Source organism: Azotobacter salinestris (assembly GCF_009363155.1).
GTDB classification, from domain to species: Bacteria; Pseudomonadota; Gammaproteobacteria; order Pseudomonadales; family Pseudomonadaceae; genus Azotobacter; species Azotobacter salinestris.
Genome location: NZ_CP045302.1, coordinates 316,034 through 333,545, shown reverse-complemented (window position 1 = coordinate 333,545; position 17,512 = coordinate 316,034). Strand labels below are relative to the sequence as shown.

Here is a 17,512-nt window from a genome sequence, read left to right as displayed (position 1 = left end):
CGAGCGGCGGACAGCGGAGTCCGAGAGAAGCGGATCAATCTATCTCATGTACCGTTGAATGAGGTTCAATAATCCATTGATTTCACGGCAAGCATGGGAGACCTCGGATGCCGGCCTTCACCCGCGCGGAACTCGCCGATCTCAACGTATTCATGACCATCGTCCGGCGCCGCAGCTTTCGCCAGTCGGCCATCGAGCTGGGCGTCACCACCTCGGCGCTCAGCCACGCCATGAAGAACCTGGAGTCGCGCCTGGGCGTGAAGCTGCTCAACCGCACCAGCCGCTCGGTGGTCCCCACCCAGGCCGGCAGCGCCCTGGCCGAACGTCTCGAACAGGGCTTCCAGACCATCGCCGAGGCCCTCGCCGAGCTGGACGTCCACCGCGACGCGCCGATCGGCCGGCTGCGCCTGAACGTGCCCCGCGACGCCTCGCGCCTGCTGCTCGGCCCGGTCCTGCCGGGCTTCTTCGCCCGCTACCCGGAGCTGCAGCTGGAGGTGGCGGTCGAGGACCGCATGGTCGACATCGTCGCCGACGGCTTCGATGCCGGCATCCGCTACGGCGGCACCGTGCCCCGCGACATGATCGCCATGCCGCTGACCGGCGAGCTGCGCTGGATCGTGGTCGCCTCCCCCGACTACCTGAGTCGCCGCGGCCGCCCGCAAGTGCCCGAAGACCTGCTGCACCACCAGTGCATGCGCATCCGCCTGGGCGACAACACGCCCTACAAGTGGGAGCTGGGCGACGGCCCGCAGGCCATCCATCTGGACGTCCCCGGATCGCTCGGCGCCAACGAGACCGACATCCTGCTACAGGCCACGCTCGACGGCCTGGGCCTGGCCTACTGCCTGGAGCTGCGGGTGGCCGAGGAGCTGCGCAGCGGCCGGCTGGAGACGGTGCTGCCCGAGTGGTCGTCGATGGGCCCGCCCTTCTGCATGTACTACCCCAGCCGCCGCCAGGCCCAGCCCGGTCTGCGCCAGCTGATCGAGAGCATCCGCGCACTGGGCCTCTGAGGCCAGGACCGGGCATCGCCGCCGGGAAAGGCGCCGGAACCCCCGCCGTTTGCCGAAAGTCGGTAACTGTTGTCGGCCTGTCGCCCATGCACCCATTGCCCCTGCCTGGCAGGCCGAGCGATCCGCCGCAACGCTCGGAGGTTACTTCATGGTCAGCAGATTCAGACGGGACATGGCAAGCGAAGCCACTCGACTCGACGTCGACGACTACCGCCTCTTCATCGGCACGGATCGCGCCGATCGCTTCGATCCGCGCGAGGACGGCATGAACGTCGCCTTCGGTCGCAACGATCCGGATTTTCTTCCCGGCAGCGACCGGGACGACGATCTGCTCGGGGGCGCCGGCAGCGACTATCTGGATGGCGGGGACGGTGCGGATCACCTCGATGGCGGCGAAGGCGCCGACATTCTGCTCGGCCAGGCCAAGGCCGACACCCTGCGCGGCGCGGAAGGCCGCGACTGGCTCGACGAGGGGGACGGGCATGGCGATCTCGAAGGCGGCACCGGGGACGATGTGCTGATCGGCGGCCGGGGTGGCGACGCCTTCATGGTCGATCCCTCGAGCGGTCACGACCTGATCTTCGACTTCCAGGCAGGCCCCGGGATCTTCGATCACCTCGCGCTGCATCACATCCACCCGGACGACCTCGACTTCGAGCAGGCGGCCGCCGGCACGCGAGTCAGCTGGAACGACGGACAGGGCTCGGTGCTGCTGGTCGGCGTGGACAAAGGCGAGCTGGCGCAGGACGATTTCATGTTCACCGAGGACAATCACCTACTGCCGGTCGGCGGCGCCCATGCCATGGATGACCTGGCCAGGGCCGCGCCCCCGACAAGAGCGGCCCCTCCGTCACGAGCGGAGCCGCTCACGGATGACGCCGATTTCCGCTTCGACGAATTCAATGTCCGGATCGGCGACGCGGGCCGCGATGTCTTCGCCGGCACCGCGGCCCGCGATTACTACCTCGGCCTGGAGGGCGACGACGACCTTTCCGGCAGCGACGGCGATGATGACCTGCGGGGCGACGCCGGCAACGATCATCTCGATGGCGGCCCGGGCATGGACGACCTGAGAGGGGGCGACGGCGACGACTGGCTGGAAGGTGGGACGAAAGCAGACAACCTCATGGGCGGAGCCGGAAATGACACGCTGAGTGCGGGCGCCGGGCACGACATGCTCGAAGGCGGCAGCGGCGATGACAGCCTCGATGGCGGCGACGGCGCCGACGCCTTCATCGTCTCCCGCGACAGCGGCCACGACCTGGTCGTCGGCGGCTTCACGGCCGGTCCCGGCGCCTTCGACCACATCGCCTTCAAGGACCTCGGGCCGCAGGACATCACCATTGCCGAAGACGGTGCCGATACCCTCGTCAGCTGGATCGAAGGCTCGATCCGGCTGGCGGGCATCGCCAGGCACGACATGGCGCAGGACGACTTCATGTTCGACGCCGACACCGGCGTGAATGGTGCCTTCGTCGACGACCCGGCGCTCACCACGGAGGGATCAATGCTGCTGTTTCCCGAAGCGGGCGGGATTTCCTCCGTGGGGATATCCCTCTCTCTTGCCGACTGGCCCCTCGCCTGAAGCAGGGCCCCCTCAGCGCGCCGGCCTGCCGTCGGTCACCCCGGCCGTGTCGTCCAGCAGGCTGGCGGTGGCCGTCTGCAGGAAGGCGCCGAGCTGGCGCTTCAGCAGCGCTTCGTCGGGTACCGCGGCGAGCGGCAGGCTGGCAGGCTCGCTGCCGAGGCGATAGCGGTAGACCTTCGCCGGCAGGCCGGGGGGTTGCACCAGCACCCGGTCGCCGCTGACCAGGGCGACGGTCTGGTCGCCGCCCGAGGGTTTGATGACGCCGAACCCAGGACTTGCCGCCGGCAGGGCGAGCAGGTCGCGGCCCCAGCACTGGTGACGGACCGTACCGCCGAGGCGGCCCATGATGGTCGGCACCATGTCGACCTGGGTGCCGACGATGTCGCGGCGGGCGCCGAACTTCTCCTGCACGCCCGGACCTATCAGCAGCAGGGGCACGTTGAAGCGCAGCAGGTCCATCTCGGTGAGCTGCTCGCGGCTGCCGAAGCCGTGGTCGCCGACCACCACGAACAGGGTGTCCTGGAAATAAGGCGCGTGACGGACCCTGTCGAAGAAGCGCCCGAGCGCCCAGTCGGCATAGCGCATGGCGGTCAGGCGCTGGTCCAGCTCGCCGAAGCCGCTCACCGGCGCCACCGGCAGGTGCTCCGGCAGGGCGTAAGGCGTGTGGTTGGAGAGCGTCTGCAGCAGGGCGTAGAACGGCTTGCCGGCCTCGCTGCGGCGCTCCAGCTCCTCGGCGGCGCGGTCGAACATGTCCTGATCGGAGACGCCCCAGGTCGGGTCAGAGAACACCGGATCGACGAAGTCGTGCCGGCCGATGAAGGTCTTCATCCCCTGGCTGCCGAAGAAGCCCGACTGGTTGTCCCAGGCGAAATCGCCGTTGTAGACGTACAGGCTGTCGTAGCCGCGCTCGCCGAGCAGTTGCGGCAGCCCCGAGAACCGATGGCCGCCCTCGGGCGTCTGCATCAGGTATTCGAAGCCGGGCAGATTGGGGAAGCAGGCCATGCTGGCGAACATGCCCTGATGGGTATGGGTGCCGTTGGAGAAGAAGCGGGTGAACAGCAGCCCTTCCCCGGCCAGCCGGTCGAAGTTCGGCGTGATACCGCCTGGCGCGCCCAGCGCCCCGACGTAATGGCCGGCGAAGCTTTCCATCAGGATCACCACCACGTTGCGCACCGGCAGGGTGCCGCCGAGCGGCGGCCGATAGTCGCGGCGTACCGCGGCGCTGTCCCCGTCGACCAGCCGGTCGGCGTCGGTCAGCAGCATCTGCCGCACGGTCTGGCGGGCCTCGTCATCCGCCAGGCCGGCCTTCCAGCGGTTGTCGCGATGATCGGAGAGCTGGCTGCGCAGCGCATCCGCCAGGGTCAGGGTGCCGTTGAGACCGAGCCGGTTGGCGAACATCGAGTCGGTGGTGAAGGCATCGCCCCACTGCAGCGGCGGCCCCTGACGCAGGGTCCCGCGCCCGGCGAGCACGGCCAGCGCCAGGCAGATCGCCAAAGTCAGGACGCGGACCGGCCAGCGGCCGCCCTCCTGTTGCCGGCCATCCACGGCCGGCGAGCGGGTGAACAAATCCAGGCGCCTGAACAGCCAGCCCAGCAGCAGCGTCGCCAGCAGCCAGGCGAGCAAGTAGCGGAGGACCGGGAAGCCGTGCCAGAGCATGCTCAGGACGGTTTGCGGATCTTCCTTCAGGTACTGGAGCACCAGGTTGTTCAGCCGCTGGTGGAACTCGCGGTAGAAGTCCAGCTCCAGCACGCCGAAAAACAGGGTGAGGCTGGCGAACAACGTCAGCCAGGCGCACAGCAGCGCCCTTGCCCGCATCGCCCGCCGGCTGATCACGGCCAGCACCAGGGGCGCGCAGATGTACGCGACCAGCCGCAGATCGAAGCGCAGGCCGTTGAGAAAGGCCTCGGCCAGGGTCGCGGCGGACGCCGGGCCGATCTGCTCGCTGTTGTAGAGCAGCAGGGCCAGGCGCAGCAGGGAGTACAGGAGCATCAGCACGGCGGCGCTGGCCAGGGTGAAGGCCAGATGCTGGCGGAGGGAGATGCTGCAGGCGATTCGAGCGACGGACTGCCGGTAACTTGCCTCGTCCCCTATCCCTGGGCGCGGTTCCTGGAGTTGCCGGACCGACGCCCGGCGGTGTTTCTGCAAAAAGGCGAGTCCGGCAGGGCGGCTCGAGAACATGGTTGCCACACTCCTCGAAGAAGTCTGTGGCAACCACTCTATTCATAGGGGCATGTACAACCCGTCAAAAGCAGGTGAACAAAGCGTCAAGCCCCCGGGCGTGGTCCCGTCGGGCTCGCTCTTTGCCTCAGGAGGACATGACGAAGGAAATCGACTCCGCCAGGCCCTGGGTATCGCTCACTCCCACCAGGGTGATCGCGCTGCTGCCGAGATCGATGAGCAGACCGCCTTCCCCGTCGCCGGACACATGTTCCGCGACGAAGGCCTCGGCGCTGATGCCCGGCCTCCCGAAGTCGACGAAGTGCAGGGTATCGATGCCCTTGACGAAGTCGAGGATGCGATCACTGTCCGACCGCGGCCCGAACACGAAGTGATCGCTGCCGGCGCCGCCGATGAGCAGGTCGTCGCCCTTGCCACCGAACAGCACGTCGTTGCCCGCTCCCCCGTCGAGCAGATCGTCGCCCTTGTCGCCGTAGAGGTAGTCGACATCCTTGTCGCCGCGGAGCTCATCGTCGCCGCTGCCCCCGTACAGCGCGTCGCTGCCGCCGTACCCCTGCTGGGTATCCTTGCCATTTCCTCCCTCCAGGACATCCCCGGCCTGGCTGCCCGCCAGATCGTCGGCGCCCCTGCGCTCATCCGCGGCCGCCCCGGAAAGCGTCACGGCAATGCTGCCGGTCGTGGCGGCCCCCCTCTCGTCCTCCACGCTGTAGTGGACCGTCGCCGTGATCTTCTGGCCGGCGCTCATCCACTCCAGCTCGCTGGCGGGGCTGAGCAGCAGGGATTTGCCATCGCTGGACACCACGGTCGTGCCGGCCAGGACGTCGAGCGATACGGCTTGGCCGGTGATGGGATGCGTCAGCGCGGTCGAGGCCGTATCGCCTGCCCAGGCGTAGTCGATGGCGGTCACCGCGCCGATATGGAGCTGGCTGCCGGCATCGGGATCGCGGACGTAATCCTCGACCAGCGGAATCAACAGGGGCGCATTCTCCACGCCAGAGAGGGAGACCGCCGTCGTCCGGGGCGCGTCATTCACACCCCGGATCGAGAGGCCGAGGATCTGCCCGATGCTGTCGATACCATCGCTGATCCGGTAGTCGACCAGGATCTCCCGTGTGGCACCGGCGGCCAGATGCTGGAAGGCGGCATGGCCCGGGTCGACGGTCAGCAGGTTGCCGGAGAGGGTGATGCCTCCCGGCAGCAGCCCGGCGTCGATCACCTCAAGGCTGTCGCCATCGGGATCGCTGGCCCCGGCCAGCAGATCGACGGTAAAGGCGGCATCGTCCTCGTTCGCGGCGACCCGCAACGGGAGCTCCACGGTCGGCGCGTCGTTGGTATTGAGCAAATGGACGGTCGTGCCGTCGGTCACGGACAGCGCGTCGCTGCCGCTGCCGTCCCGGAAAGCCCAATCGATGCGAATGCTGTCCGGGGGCGCATCGGCCGTGTTGGCGTAGCCGATGCTGGAGAGCACCTCGTCGACCCGTGCCTGCGAGGCGTTGGCATTGAAGGCGATGCCCAGCGTGCCGTCCGCCTGGCCGACACTGCCCACCGTCACGCCGGACAGCACGGCAGCGCCATCGCTGAAGGCGAGATCGCCGAGCGCGAAGAACAGATCCTCTGGGGAAGGCCCGCCCTGGCGGCTCAGGGTGATGCTGGCGCCCGCGTAGTTGCCGGCACCGCCATCGAGGGCGGCCAGTTCGGTATCGAAGATCGCCACACTGGCATCCAGCAGGACGGGCGCCGCGCCCTCGGTGTAGTGGGCCGTACCGCCCAGCGAACTCGGGCTGCCGGTCGGGCTGCCAAACGAGGTATCGAGCGTGCCGTCGACGTTCAGACGGATCACGCTGAAGTCGTAATTGCCGCTGCCGGGGTTGTAGCTGGAGCCCGCCAGCAGGATCTTGCCGTCGGGCTGCACGGTCAGGCTGCGGCCTTCATCGTAGCTGCCGCCGACATCGAAGGTGGCCTTGCCGTCGTCGCTGAAGCTGGTATCCAGCGTGCCGTCGGCATTCAGGCGGACCACGCTGAAGTTGTAGTTGCTGTTGGGGTCGCCGCTCACCCGGCTCATGCCCGCCACCAGGATCCTGCCGTCGGGCTGCAGGGCCATGCTGAAGCCGAAATCATGGTGCCTGGCAACATCGACGATGGCCTCGCCATCCTCGCTGAAGCCGGTATCGAGCGAGCCGTCGGCGTTAAGACGGAGCACACTGAAGTTGTTGTTCGGAGTGCTGGTGGCGCTCATGTCGGCAATGCCGGCTACCAGGATCTTGCCGTCCGGCTGCACGATCAGGTCATTACCGTATTCGTGACCCCCACCGTCGAAGGTGACCTTGCCGTCGGTGCCGAAGCCGGTGTCGAGTGTGCCGTCGGCATTCAGGCGGAGCACGCCGAAATCGTAATTGCCGCTGCTGGCGTTGTAGGTCGGACCCACCAGCAGAATCCTGCCGTCGGGCTGCAGGAACAGGCTCTCGCTCTGGCTGCCGCCGAGATCCGCGACCTTGCCATCGACACCGAAGCCGCTATCCAGCGTGCCATCGGCGTTCAGCCGGATCACCGTGAAGTTGGAGTGGCTCTCGCCCGCCAGCAGGATCTTGCCGTCGGGCTGCACGGCCAGGTCATAGGCGGAATCCTGGTCTCCTCCTCCGCCGATATCGACGACGATCTGGCCAGCATCGCCGAAGCCGGTATCCAGCGTGCCGTCGGCATTCAGCCGGATCAGGGCGAAGTCAGGGTTATTGCTGGTCGTATAGCTGTATCCCGCCACCAGAATCTTGTCGTCCGGCAGTACGCTCAGGCTTCGCGCGCCATCGAAGGAGTCCCCAATGGCGAAGGCGGCCTTGCCGTCGCCATCGAAGCCGGTATCGAGCGAGCCATCGGCATTCAACCTGATCACGCCGAAGTCGTAACTCTTGCTGGCGATGCTGTAGCTGCGCCCTGCCAGCAGAATCCGGCCGTCGGGCTGCAGGGCCAGGGCATGGCCGTAATCGTTGAGTCCATCCACATCCACGACCAGCTTGCCGCTGGCCGATCGAAGGCCGAAGCTCGGCGCGGTATTAACCGATATCGAAGTCGCCATACAACTATCCTTGTGCTGACTTTAATTGTAATTGCTCTCAACGAGCGGCCCTATCGTCTGGACACACCAGAGCCGGCTCCAGCCCGGCAGCCTGTTGGTAAACTTGCCCAGATACTCGGGGAAACTTTTTCGAGCCTCGACAGTAGGCCGAAATTACTTGACCATCTGCCTTGCGGTAGCTCTTTCAAGACTGTCTTTATCTTGCCAAGTTCCGTATTCATGGTTTTCGAATCGGACCGGAAAAAACCAGAGTCTGGACTTTGATACGGAAGTTGATGCACAAGTAAACGGATGGCAGGACAAGTTCGAAGAGTCGCAGGAATAGCCCCTGCGGAGTCTGGCTTCAGGAGCCAGTCGGCCTCGCGTCAGCCTGCCTGTTTTGCCCACGGCTTCTCAATGGACGTGCCGTTCTCCGTCGCCATGGATATGGACCTCCGAGGCTGGCACCTCGACGGGAGCGGACGGCCCATGAGCCGGGCCGCCCTGCGCTGCTTCCGGCCCCATGCTCCCGCCGCCGTGGCGGTGCCCGGGGCTGCTCTCCACCATCCTCCGGTAACTCTCGGCATCGAGGCTCGGCAGCCGGCCGAGGAAGGCCACGAGCTCCCAGATGTACGGATCGTCCATGCTCCGGCCCCAGGCCGGCATGGCAGTGGCCTTGATCCCGTGCTTGATGACCCAGAACGCGCCGGCCGGGTCGCCTGCGTAGCCAACCTCGCCCAGATTCGGCGGCGCCGGATAGAGCCCGCGGCCCAGCTCCGTCTCGGTGAGCCCCGGTGCCAGGTGACAGCCGACGCACATGGCGTCGTAGTTGCCGGCCCCGGCGCGGATCATGGCCTCGTCGGCGAGATCGGGCACCTGGATGCCCCTGGCGCGCACGGCGACCGAGCGCTCCCGGGCCGTCTCCAGCAGAGCCCGCACCGGCGCGGAATGCGGCGCGTCGGCGCCCACGTCGATCAGCCCCGAATACAGGACGCCGGCGCCGAGCGCGACGACGGCAAGGCCGCTCCAGGTCAGTGTCTTGAGAATTCCCATGCTTGTCCTTTTCACATCGGAAGCAGCAGGGCGCGAATGCCCCGCCGCTGCCCGGGAGATCATTCTTCCATGGTGCCGTCACTGCCGTCTTCGGAAGTGCCCTGCCCGCTGCGGTCCAGGTCCGTGTCGCCCTCCTCCTCGTCATCGGGCTGCATGTGCTGCTCGTGCATCTCCTCCATTCGCTTCTCGTGGCCGTCGTGCTCCATCTTGCGCTCGTCGCCCATGGTGCCGCCCTTGCGCCCCTGCTGCTCCTGATAGTCCTGGGTGCTGCCGGAGTCCTCCTTGTGCTCGTGGTGCGCCGCCAGGGCAGGCAGTTGCAGGGCGGCCCCCAGGACAAGGGCGAGGAAGCCGGACAGCAGGATCTTGCGTTTCGGAAAGTTGCTCATGTTTCAAGCCCTCATGGATTGGCACGAAGTGGCGATACCCGGAAAAGCCGGCGATACCGCCAGGATAAAAATAGTTGCCCTGCCCGCTTACCCCCTAATCTGCCATGGTGAAAGAGGGGGCTTCGATTACATTTATGTAAGGCCGACAATAGCCGCTCGAGCGGATGACAGGCAGCAACTGCTTATCAGAAAGGGCTTTTCATTACATTTGCGTCAGTTTCAAGTTTTCCGTCTTGACAGCACTACACTAAGTCGAACCCATAAATAACAGACGTAAAATCGATGAGTCTTGAGCGGCATCAATGTAATGCCGACATGAATGGCGGATAGCTATAAAGCACGGAGCGAATGATTGGCCGGCTCCATTGAAGCAAGCGGCAACGGGAAACAATCATGAAACATGATCATGGAATGCATGAAACACCCGGCGGTTTCTGGCGCTCCCGCTACGCCATCGGCCTGCTTGTGATCGGGGCCGTGGCAGGTTATTTCCTGCTCACCGAACACACGGCACATGTCCTGGGTGCGCTGCCCTATCTGCTGTTTCTTGCCTGCCCCCTGATGCATTTGTTCATGCATCGCGGTCATGGCGGAAACGACAAGCACGGAACAGACAAGGAGAGCCCTCATGGACCACGCTGAGCCAGCCTACGGATTATGGTCGCTGGTCATCCTGAACTCGGCCGTCTTCATCATGTTCGCCTTCAGTTTCTTCAAGCCGGAGAGCGCACGGGACTGGCGGAGTTTCGGCGCATTTTCCGCCTTCATCGTCGCGCTCTTCGTGGAGATGTACGGCTTTCCGCTGACCATCTACCTGCTGTCCGGCTGGCTGCAGAGCAGATACCCGGAACTCGACATCCTGTCCCACGATGCCGGTCACCTGTGGTCGACCCTGGCGGGCGGAAAGGGCAATCCCCACTTCGGCATTCCGCATATCGCCAGCTACCTGTTTCTCGGCTTCGGTTTCTATCTGCTGGCCAGTGCCTGGAATGTCCTCTATCGGGCACAACGCAACCACCAGTTGGCAACTACCGGCCCCTATGCGCGAATTCGCCACCCGCAGTACGTGGCATTCGTACTGATCCTGCTCGGCTTCCTGTTGCAGTGGCCGACCCTGCTGACCCTGATCATGTTCCCGATTCTGGTGGCGATGTATGGCCGCCTGGCAATCACCGAAGAAGCGGAAATGGATCGCCAGTTCGGGGCCGAATTCGAGCAATACGCCCAGCGCACCCCCAGGTTCTTTCCTCGCTGGAAGCAGGAGGCCCGCGACGTCTGAAGCGGGCCAAGGCAGAGATATCTACATCTTTCAATCAGGAGAAGCGCCATGTTCCCTCGGATACAAGCCATCCAGAACGCTCCAGGCCGAAGGATTGCAACCTGGCTGGCCACTGCACTGCTGCTGCCCTTTCTCTGGCTTCCGGCATGGGAGGCCGTGGCGCAGTCGATGCAGGAGCGGGAAGGTGTGACGCTGTATTGGGGGCTCGTGCCAGGCGCCGTCTTCACCGACAGGCATGAACTGGATGAAATGCATCGAAAGGATGGCCAGGGCGACCCCACCACCTGGTCGTCGCCCTGTTCGACACCGCCACTGGAAAGCGCATCGGCACGGCTGCCGTGCGCGCCCAGCTCATCGAGGTCGGGATCTCGGAAACGCCCGCGAAGGCTCTGGCGCCCATGGAGATCAACGGCTTGATGTCCTACGGGCAATTGTTCTCCATGGTCAAGAAAGGCACCTACCGGTTCCGGATATTCGTGAGGCTGCCCGACCGTGAGGATGAAATCGAGTATTCCATTTCCACGGCATCGCCCCATCCGGGCCAGAACTGATGCCACATCCGGGCAGGAGCAATGAGTCGTGCTCGACCGGCGACATCGAAGCCATGTTCGGAGAATGACGAGGGATCTATGAATACCGTGGCAACCGAACGCTCCCCAGCAGTAGACCCCGTCTGCGGCATGCCGGTCGAGGAGACCCCGGCAGCGCCCCGCGCTACCTACCAGGGCAAGTCCTACCTGTTCTGTTCGCCGCACTGCCTCGAGAAGTTCGAGGCGGCGCCCGGCAGGTATGTGCCGGCTCCCGCGGCCCGGACGCCGTCGCCGGCCGATCCCCACAGCGGGCACGACCTGCCGATGCGGGCGGCCGACGCCAAGGGACGGGAGGGCCGGGCGAAGGATCCGGTCTGCGGGATGATGGTCGACAAGGCCACCGCCCTGCGCAGCGAACGTGCCGGGAAGACCTACTACTTCTGCAGCGCCAGCTGCCAGCGCATCTTCGAATCGCCGGAGGCCGAGCTGAAATCCATGCGCCGGCGGGTGACCATCGCCCTGACCGGCGTGCTGGCGCTGGCCATCCTGCGCGCCGGGGCCTTCATCGGCCTGGCCGCCGGGGCGACGATTCTCACCTGGGCGCCGATTCCCGCCCTGCCCTGGTTCACCTGGGGCATGTGGCTGTTCCTGCTGGTCACCCCGGTGCAGTTCATCGGCGGCTGGAGCTTCTACAAGGGCGCCTTCAACGCCCTGCGCAACCTTTCGATCAACATGGACCTGCTGATCGCCCTGGGCACTTCGGTGGCCTACTTCTACAGCGTGGCGGTGCTGTTCTTCCCCGAGGTGCTGCCGGTGAAGGTGGACGAGCGCGCCGTCTACTTCGAGGTATCCGCGGTGATCATCGCCTTCGTGCTGCTGGGCAAGTACATGGAGGAGATCATCAAGAAGCACTCCTCGGCGGCGGTGCGCAAGCTGCTCGACCTCAAGCCCGCCACCGCCAGGGTGATCCGCGACGGCATGGAGACGGAAATCCCCGCCGACAGCGTGATGGTCGGCGAAACGGTGGTGGTCCGTCCCGGAGAGCGCATCGCCACCGACGGCGTGGTGACCGAGGGCAGCTCCGCCGTCGACGAGTCCATGCTGACCGGCGAGTCCATGCCGGTGGAGAAGCAGCCCGGCGCCCGGGTCATCGGCGGCACCCTCAACCGCACCGGCAGCTTCCGCTTCGAGGCCACGCGGATCGGCGCCGAGACGGCGCTGGCGCAGATCATCCGCATGGTCGAGGAGGCCCAGGCCAGCAGCGCGCCGATCCAGCGCATCGCCGACGAGGTAACCCGCTACTTCGTGCCGGCGGTGGTCGGCACCGCCGTGCTGGCCTTCGCCGGCTGGTGGCTGGCGGGCAACTTCCCGCAGGGCCTTTTGGCCTTCATCGCCGTGCTGATCATCGCCTGCCCCTGCGCCCTCGGCATCGCCACCCCGGCGGCGCTGATGGTCGGCGTGGGGCGCGGCGCCCAGGCCGGCGTGCTGATCCGCGGCGGCGAGATCCTCGAGAAGGCGCAGAAGCTCGATACCGTGGTCTTCGACAAGACCGGCACCCTGACCCGCGGCGAACCGGCGCTCACCGACGTGCTGCCGCTGGGCGGCTTCGCCCGCGAGGACGCACTGCGCCTGGCCGCCAGCCTGGAGGTCGGCTCCGAGCACCCGCTCGCCGAAGCCCTGCTCGAGGGCGCCAGGGTGCAGGGCATCGCGCTGGCCCCGCTGCAGGGTTTCGATTCGATTCCCGGCCATGGCGTGCGTGGGGAGATCGACGGCCAGTCGGTACTGCTCGGCAATCGCCGGCTGATGGAGCGCGAAGGCGTGCCGCTGGGCGACGCCGCGGCCGAGCTGGAGCGTCTGCAGGCCGATGGCAAGACCGCGATGCTGCTGGCCAGCGGCGGCCGCCTGGCGGCCATCGTCGCGGTGGCCGACACCCTCAAGCCGGAGGCCCGGGAAGCCATCGCCGGACTGCGCGCCGAGCGCATCGAGGTGGTGATGCTCACCGGCGACAACGCCCGCACCGCCGCGGCGATCGGCCGGGCGCTGGGCATCGACCGGGTGATCGCCGACGTGTTGCCCTCCGACAAGGCCAGGGCGATCAAGGAACTGCAGGCTGCGGGAAAGGTGGTGGCCATGGTCGGCGACGGCGTCAACGACGCGCCGGCACTGGCCACCGCCGACATCGGCATCGCCATCGGTTCGGGCTCGGATGTGGCCAAGGAAACCGGCGGCATCATCCTGGTGCGTAGCGACGTGCGCGACGTGGTGACCGGCATCCGCCTGTCGCGGGCGACGATGCGCACCATCAAGCGCAACCTGTTCTGGGCCTTCGTCTACAACACCATCGGCGTGCCGATCGCCGCCCTCGGCCTGCTCAATCCGATCCTCGCCGCCGCGGCCATGGCTTTGTCGTCGCTATCGGTGATCGTCAACTCCGCCCTGCTCAAGCGGGCGCGGCTGGAGCGCGCCTGAGGCGACCGCCGGCGCGCCCGGCAGGCCCAGGGAAATCAGCGCCGCCAGCAGCACGAAGAGGCTCGACACCCACAGGCAGGCGGTGAGCCCCCAGGCCTGGAACACCCAGCCGGACAGCAGGGTGCCGAGCAGCCGGCCGAGGGCGTTGGACATGTAGTAGAAGCCCACGTCCAGCGACACGCCGTCCTCCTTGGCATAGCTGACGATCAGGTAGCTGTGCAGCGAGGAGTTGACGGCGAACAGCACGCCGAACAGCAGCAGGCCGCCGATCAGTACCGCCTGCGCCGACAGCGGCGTGCCGAGCCCCAGGGCGATGAGCGCCGGCAGCCCGGCCAGCGACAGCGCCCAGGCGAAGGCCGCGCGGCCGTCCGGCACCTGGCCACGACGCTTGCCGGTGAGATGCGGCGCGAAGGACTGGACGATACCGTAGCCGATCACCCAGACGGCGAGAAAGCCGCCGACCTGCCAGAAGTCCCAGCCGAAGCTGCTCGCCAGATACACCGGCAGTGCCACCACGAACCACACGTCGCGGGCGCCGAACAGGAACAGGCGCGCGGCCGAGAGGATGTTGATCGCTCGGCTCTTCGAGAGCAGGTCGCGGAACCTGGGCTTGTTTTTGGCCTTGCCCAGATCCTTCTTCAGCGTCGCCAGGCTGGCCAGCCAGATCAGCGCCAGCAGCGCGGCCATGCCCAGCACCGCGCCGGCGAAGCCCAGCCAGGCCAGCAGCGCGCCGCCGAGGAAGAAGCCGACCCCCTTGAGGGCGTTCTTCGAGCCGGTCAGCAGCGCCACCCAGCGGTACAGGGTGCCCTGCTGCCCCTCTGCCACCAGGAGCTTGATCGAGCTCTTGGCGCTCATCTTGTTGAGGTCCTTGGCGATGCCGGACAGCGCCTGCGCCGCCATCACCCAGGGCACCGTGAGCAGGCTCGCCGGCACGGCGAGCATGAGCAGCGCCAGCACCTGCAGGCCCAGGCCGAGGTTCATGGTGCGGTTGAGGCCCAGGTGCGCGCCGAGCCAGCCGCCGACCAGGTTGGTGACCACGCCGAAGAATTCGTAGAAGAGAAACAGCAGGGCGATCTCCAGCGGGCTGTAGCCGAGGCCGTGGAAATGCAGCACCACCAGCATGCGCAGGGCGCCGTCGGTGAGGGTGAAGGCCCAGTAGTTGCCGGTGACCAGCAGGTACTGGCGGATTTCGGGGGAAAGGCGAGCGAGTGCGTGCATGGGAGAACCTGATGAGTGGAAACCGTAGGGCGGGTCAGGCCGCAAGCCGTAACCCGCCAATCGGCCGTGAGGCCGACAAAAGGATGCCTGCCGGTATCCTTGGCGGGTTACGCCGCTGTGCGGCTAACCCGCCCTACGCAGAGGCACTCAGCCGGCCAGACCGACCTTGCGGGCCAGCTCCACGGTGCGGTTGGCATAGCCCCACTCGTTGTCGTACCAGGAATAGAGCTTCACCTGGGTGCCGTTGACCACCATGGTCGACAGGGCATCGACGATGGACGAGCGCGGGTCGGTGCGGTAGTCGATGGACACCAGCGGGCGCTCCTCGTAGCCGAGGATGCCCTTCAGTTCGCCTTCGGCGGCGGCCTTGAGCAGCTGGTTGACCTCCTCCACCGTGGTCGCGCGCTCCACCTCGAACACGCAGTCGGTCAGCGAGGCGTTGGCCAGCGGCACGCGCACGGCCTGGCCGTTCAGGCGGCCGCGCAGCTCCGGGAAGATCTCGGCGATGGCGGTGGCCGAACCGGTGCTGGTCGGGATCAGGCTCATGCCGCAGGCGCGGGCGCGGCGCAGGTCCTTGTGCGGCGCATCGAGGATGCTCTGGGAGTTGGTCAGGTCGTGGATGGTGGTGATCGAGCCGTGGCGAATGCCGAGGTTCTCGTGGATCACCTTGACCAGCGGCGCCAGGCAGTTGGTGGTGCAGGAAGCGGCAGTGACGATGCGGTGCTGCTCCGGGTCGAACAGCCGGTCGTTCACGCCCATCACCACGTTGAGCACGCCCGGCTCCTTGACCGGCGCGCTGACCACCACGCGCCCGACGCCCTGGTCCAGATAGGCCTTGAGCAGGGCGACCCTGGTCATCTTGCCGCTGGCCTCGATCACCACGTCGCAGTCCGACCAGTCGGTGTCGGCGATGGCCTTGTTGGCGGTGACCGGGATGCGCCGGCCGCCGATCACCAGGCAGTCGCCGTCGCTGCCGGCCTCGTGCCGCCAGCGGCCGTGCACCGAGTCGAAATTGAGCAGGTGGGCGTGGGTCGCCGCATTGGCGGCCGGATCGTTGATCTGCACGAGCTCCAGCTCCGGCCAGTCCCAGGCGGCGCGCAGGGCCAGACGTCCGATGCGGCCGAAGCCGTTGATGCCTACCTTGATGGTCATGGCGAACTCCTCGTTTCAGAAATCATGGGTTTCGTGGGGCCAGCATGATGATCGCCATGCCGGCGAGGGCCACGCTGCCGCCGAGCAGATCCCAGAACGTCGGGCGGATGCCGTCGACCAGCCACAGCCAGAGCAGGGCGACGCCGACGTATACCCCGCCATAGGCGGCATAGACCCGCCCGGCCGCCGTCGGATGCAGCGAGAGCAGCCAGGCGAACAGCGCCAGGGAGATCGCCCCCGGCAGCAGCAGCCAGGCGCTCCTGCCCCCCTTGAGCCAGAGCCAGGGCAGATAGCAGCCGAGGATCTCGGCAACGGCCGTCACGACGAACAGGGCCAGGGTCTTCAGCATGTGGCCTGGCCGCTACCGACCGAACTGCGCGATCCAGGCCGCATGCGCCGGGTGCTGGATGGCCTTGGGCCGCAGCGCCTGGACCAGGGCGACGGCCTCGGCGCGCGGCAGGCCGCGCTCAATCAGGATGCGCACGGCGATCAGCCCGGTGCGCCCGGAGCCGCCCTTGCAGTGGATGGCGATGCCGCGGCCTTCATCGAGCAGCGCCCGGATGCGGGCATGCGCCTGCATCCAGACGGCGTCGAAGTCGTCCAGCGGCACCTGCTCGTCGGCCACCGGCAGGTGAAACCATTCTATGCCGCGCGCGGCGCACAGCGCCGGCAGCTCGTCCACTCGATTCAGGCGCAGCTCCTCGGCCGGCATCAGGGTGATCAGCGCCGTGGCGCCGGCCGCCTGCAGGGTGTCCAGCGCGCTGGCCAGACTGGTGTCCCGGGTGCCGGGACAGGGGGTGAAGATCAGACGGCCCGGGCAACCGGGGATGGCGAGGAGGTCGTGGGGATGGGACACGGGTGTTTTCCTTGGGATGTCAAATGGCGCTCTGGTTGACGCGGCGGGACAGCGCTTCGGCCGACTCCTTGCGCTCGGAGTAGCGATCGACCAGGTAGTCGGCGCGGCCGCGCAGCAGCAGGGTGAACTTGACCAGCTCCTCCATCACGTCGACCACCCGGTCGTAGTAGGCCGAGGGCTTCATGCGCCCGGCCTCGTCGAACTCGAGAAAGGCCTTGGGCACCGAGGACTGGTTGGGGATGGTGAACATGCGCATCCAGCGGCCGAGCACGCGCATCTGGCCGACCGCGTTGAACGACTGCGAGCCGCCGCAGACCTGCATCAGCGCCAGGGTCTTGCCCTGGGTCGGGCGGATCGCTCCCTGGGTCAGCGGGATCCAGTCGATCTGCGCCTTGAACACCGCGCTCATCGCGCCGTGGCGCTCCGGCGAGCACCATACCTGGCCTTCCGACCAGAGCACCAGCTCGCGCAGCTCCTGCACCTTGGGGTGGCTGTCCGGCACGTCGTCCGGCAGCGGCAGCCCGGCCGGCGAGAAGATCCGCGGCTCGGCGCCGAGCCGCTCGAGCAGGCGCGCCGCCTCCTCCACCAGCAGGCGGCTGTAGGAGCGCTCGCGGTTGGAGCCGTAGAGCAGCAGGATGCGCGGTGGATGTTCGGGCTGCGCCGGCAGGCCGAGTTTTTCCAGGCTCGGCACGTCGAGCAGCGCGGGATCGAGGTTGGGCAGGTCGTCGGGCATGGCGTCCATCCGTA

At 66.8% G+C, this 17,512-nt stretch carries 15 protein-coding genes; 6 read left to right on the top strand and 9 right to left on the bottom strand.

Translation table 11 applies throughout. The annotated features are described in order from the left end of the window. The first annotated feature begins 107 nt into the window (after positions 1-107). Both GCU53_RS01660 and GCU53_RS01655 read left to right on the top strand, forming a co-directional pair. Entirely contained in the window at positions 108-1,010 is a 903-nt protein-coding gene (locus tag GCU53_RS01660; protein ID WP_152386073.1) for a LysR family transcriptional regulator, read from the top strand. Positions 1,011-1,158: 148 nt separating this feature from the next. After that, positions 1,159-2,595 (top strand): calcium-binding protein, encoded by a 1,437-nt coding sequence (locus tag GCU53_RS01655; protein ID WP_152386072.1) that lies wholly within the window; start codon positions 1,159-1,161, stop codon positions 2,593-2,595. Positions 2,596-2,607: 12 nt separating this feature from the next. Here the strand turns inward: GCU53_RS01655 and GCU53_RS01650 are convergent, their stop codons facing one another. The 4 genes from GCU53_RS01650 to GCU53_RS01635 all read right to left on the bottom strand — a co-directional run bounded on the left by GCU53_RS01650 (position 2,608) and on the right by GCU53_RS01635 (position 9,261). Then, a complete protein-coding gene (locus GCU53_RS01650) occupies positions 2,608-4,773 on the bottom strand; it encodes an LTA synthase family protein (protein WP_152386071.1) in 2,166 nt (721 codons plus the stop codon). A gap of 127 nt (positions 4,774-4,900) precedes the next feature. Continuing rightward, positions 4,901-7,843: a hypothetical protein gene (locus tag GCU53_RS01645; RefSeq protein WP_152386070.1), complete on the bottom strand. Its 2,943-nt coding sequence runs from the start codon at positions 7,841-7,843 to the stop codon at positions 4,901-4,903. Positions 7,844-8,236: 393 nt separating this feature from the next. Beyond that, positions 8,237-8,875: a c-type cytochrome gene (locus GCU53_RS01640; RefSeq protein ID WP_152389752.1), complete on the bottom strand. Its 639-nt coding sequence runs from the start codon at positions 8,873-8,875 to the stop codon at positions 8,237-8,239. 59 nt (positions 8,876-8,934) lie between these two features. Then, positions 8,935-9,261 (bottom strand): hypothetical protein, encoded by a 327-nt coding sequence (locus tag GCU53_RS01635; RefSeq protein ID WP_152386069.1) that lies wholly within the window; start codon positions 9,259-9,261, stop codon positions 8,935-8,937. Positions 9,262-9,654: 393 nt separating this feature from the next. Here GCU53_RS01635 and GCU53_RS01630 point away from each other — a divergent pair, with 393 nt between their 5' ends. The 4 genes from GCU53_RS01630 (at position 9,655) to GCU53_RS01615 (ending at position 13,539) form a co-directional block, all read left to right on the top strand. Further along, positions 9,655-9,903: a DUF2933 domain-containing protein gene (locus tag GCU53_RS01630; RefSeq protein ID WP_152386068.1), complete on the top strand. Its 249-nt coding sequence runs from the start codon at positions 9,655-9,657 to the stop codon at positions 9,901-9,903. After that, on the top strand, positions 9,890-10,540 hold the full coding sequence (locus tag GCU53_RS01625) for a methyltransferase family protein (protein WP_152386067.1): 651 nt from the start codon (positions 9,890-9,892) through the stop codon (positions 10,538-10,540). The genes GCU53_RS01630 and GCU53_RS01625 overlap by 14 nt, the downstream gene beginning before the upstream one ends. A 338-nt stretch (positions 10,541-10,878) precedes the next feature. Further along, positions 10,879-11,091, top strand: coding sequence for a hypothetical protein (locus GCU53_RS25660; RefSeq protein WP_208845427.1), 213 nt, complete (start codon positions 10,879-10,881; stop codon positions 11,089-11,091). A gap of 78 nt (positions 11,092-11,169) precedes the next feature. After that, a complete protein-coding gene (locus GCU53_RS01615; protein ID WP_208845425.1) occupies positions 11,170-13,539 on the top strand; it encodes a heavy metal translocating P-type ATPase in 2,370 nt (789 codons plus the stop codon). Here the strand turns inward: GCU53_RS01615 and arsJ are convergent. The 5 genes from arsJ to arsH all read right to left on the bottom strand — a co-directional run bounded on the left by arsJ (position 13,483) and on the right by arsH (position 17,498). Beyond that, positions 13,483-14,757, bottom strand: a complete 1,275-nt coding sequence (gene arsJ / locus GCU53_RS01610) for an organoarsenical effux MFS transporter ArsJ (RefSeq protein ID WP_152386065.1) — start codon at positions 14,755-14,757, stop codon at positions 13,483-13,485. The two genes, GCU53_RS01615 and arsJ, sit on opposite strands and share 57 nt — an antisense overlap. A gap of 147 nt (positions 14,758-14,904) precedes the next feature. Next, a complete protein-coding gene (locus GCU53_RS01605; protein WP_152386064.1) occupies positions 14,905-15,909 on the bottom strand; it encodes an ArsJ-associated glyceraldehyde-3-phosphate dehydrogenase in 1,005 nt (334 codons plus the stop codon). Between the two features lie 22 nt (positions 15,910-15,931). Continuing rightward, entirely contained in the window at positions 15,932-16,258 is a 327-nt protein-coding gene (locus GCU53_RS01600; RefSeq protein WP_152386063.1) for a YnfA family protein, read from the bottom strand. 12 nt (positions 16,259-16,270) lie between these two features. Then, complete coding sequence (locus tag GCU53_RS01595) at positions 16,271-16,765, bottom strand: cyclin-dependent kinase inhibitor 3 family protein (RefSeq protein ID WP_152386062.1); 495 nt, start codon at positions 16,763-16,765, stop codon at positions 16,271-16,273. A gap of 19 nt (positions 16,766-16,784) precedes the next feature. Continuing rightward, positions 16,785-17,498, bottom strand: a complete 714-nt coding sequence (arsH, locus tag GCU53_RS01590) for an arsenical resistance protein ArsH (RefSeq protein WP_152386061.1) — start codon at positions 17,496-17,498, stop codon at positions 16,785-16,787. Positions 17,499-17,512 lie beyond the last annotated feature (14 nt).

What these genes read in the sequence shown, in the direction of transcription:
- arsH (WP_152386061.1), bottom strand. Translation starts at nt 17,498, where the DNA reads ATGCCCGACGACCTGCCCAACCTCGATCCCGCGCTGCTCGACGTGCCG.
- GCU53_RS01660 (WP_152386073.1), top strand. Translation starts at nt 108, where the DNA reads ATGCCGGCCTTCACCCGCGCGGAACTCGCCGATCTCAACGTATTCATG.
- GCU53_RS01625 (WP_152386067.1), top strand. Translation starts at nt 9,890, where the DNA reads ATGGACCACGCTGAGCCAGCCTACGGATTATGGTCGCTGGTCATCCTG.
- GCU53_RS01640 (WP_152389752.1), bottom strand. Translation starts at nt 8,875, where the DNA reads ATGGGAATTCTCAAGACACTGACCTGGAGCGGCCTTGCCGTCGTCGCG.
- GCU53_RS01635 (WP_152386069.1), bottom strand. Translation starts at nt 9,261, where the DNA reads ATGAGCAACTTTCCGAAACGCAAGATCCTGCTGTCCGGCTTCCTCGCC.
- GCU53_RS01630 (WP_152386068.1), top strand. Translation starts at nt 9,655, where the DNA reads ATGAAACATGATCATGGAATGCATGAAACACCCGGCGGTTTCTGGCGC.
- GCU53_RS01655 (WP_152386072.1), top strand. Translation starts at nt 1,159, where the DNA reads ATGGTCAGCAGATTCAGACGGGACATGGCAAGCGAAGCCACTCGACTC.
- GCU53_RS01600 (WP_152386063.1), bottom strand. Translation starts at nt 16,258, where the DNA reads ATGCTGAAGACCCTGGCCCTGTTCGTCGTGACGGCCGTTGCCGAGATC.
- GCU53_RS01645 (WP_152386070.1), bottom strand. Translation starts at nt 7,843, where the DNA reads ATGGCGACTTCGATATCGGTTAATACCGCGCCGAGCTTCGGCCTTCGA.
- GCU53_RS01615 (WP_208845425.1), top strand. Translation starts at nt 11,170, where the DNA reads ATGAATACCGTGGCAACCGAACGCTCCCCAGCAGTAGACCCCGTCTGC.
- arsJ (WP_152386065.1), bottom strand. Translation starts at nt 14,757, where the DNA reads ATGCACGCACTCGCTCGCCTTTCCCCCGAAATCCGCCAGTACCTGCTG.
- GCU53_RS01605 (WP_152386064.1), bottom strand. Translation starts at nt 15,909, where the DNA reads ATGACCATCAAGGTAGGCATCAACGGCTTCGGCCGCATCGGACGTCTG.
- GCU53_RS01650 (WP_152386071.1), bottom strand. Translation starts at nt 4,773, where the DNA reads ATGTTCTCGAGCCGCCCTGCCGGACTCGCCTTTTTGCAGAAACACCGC.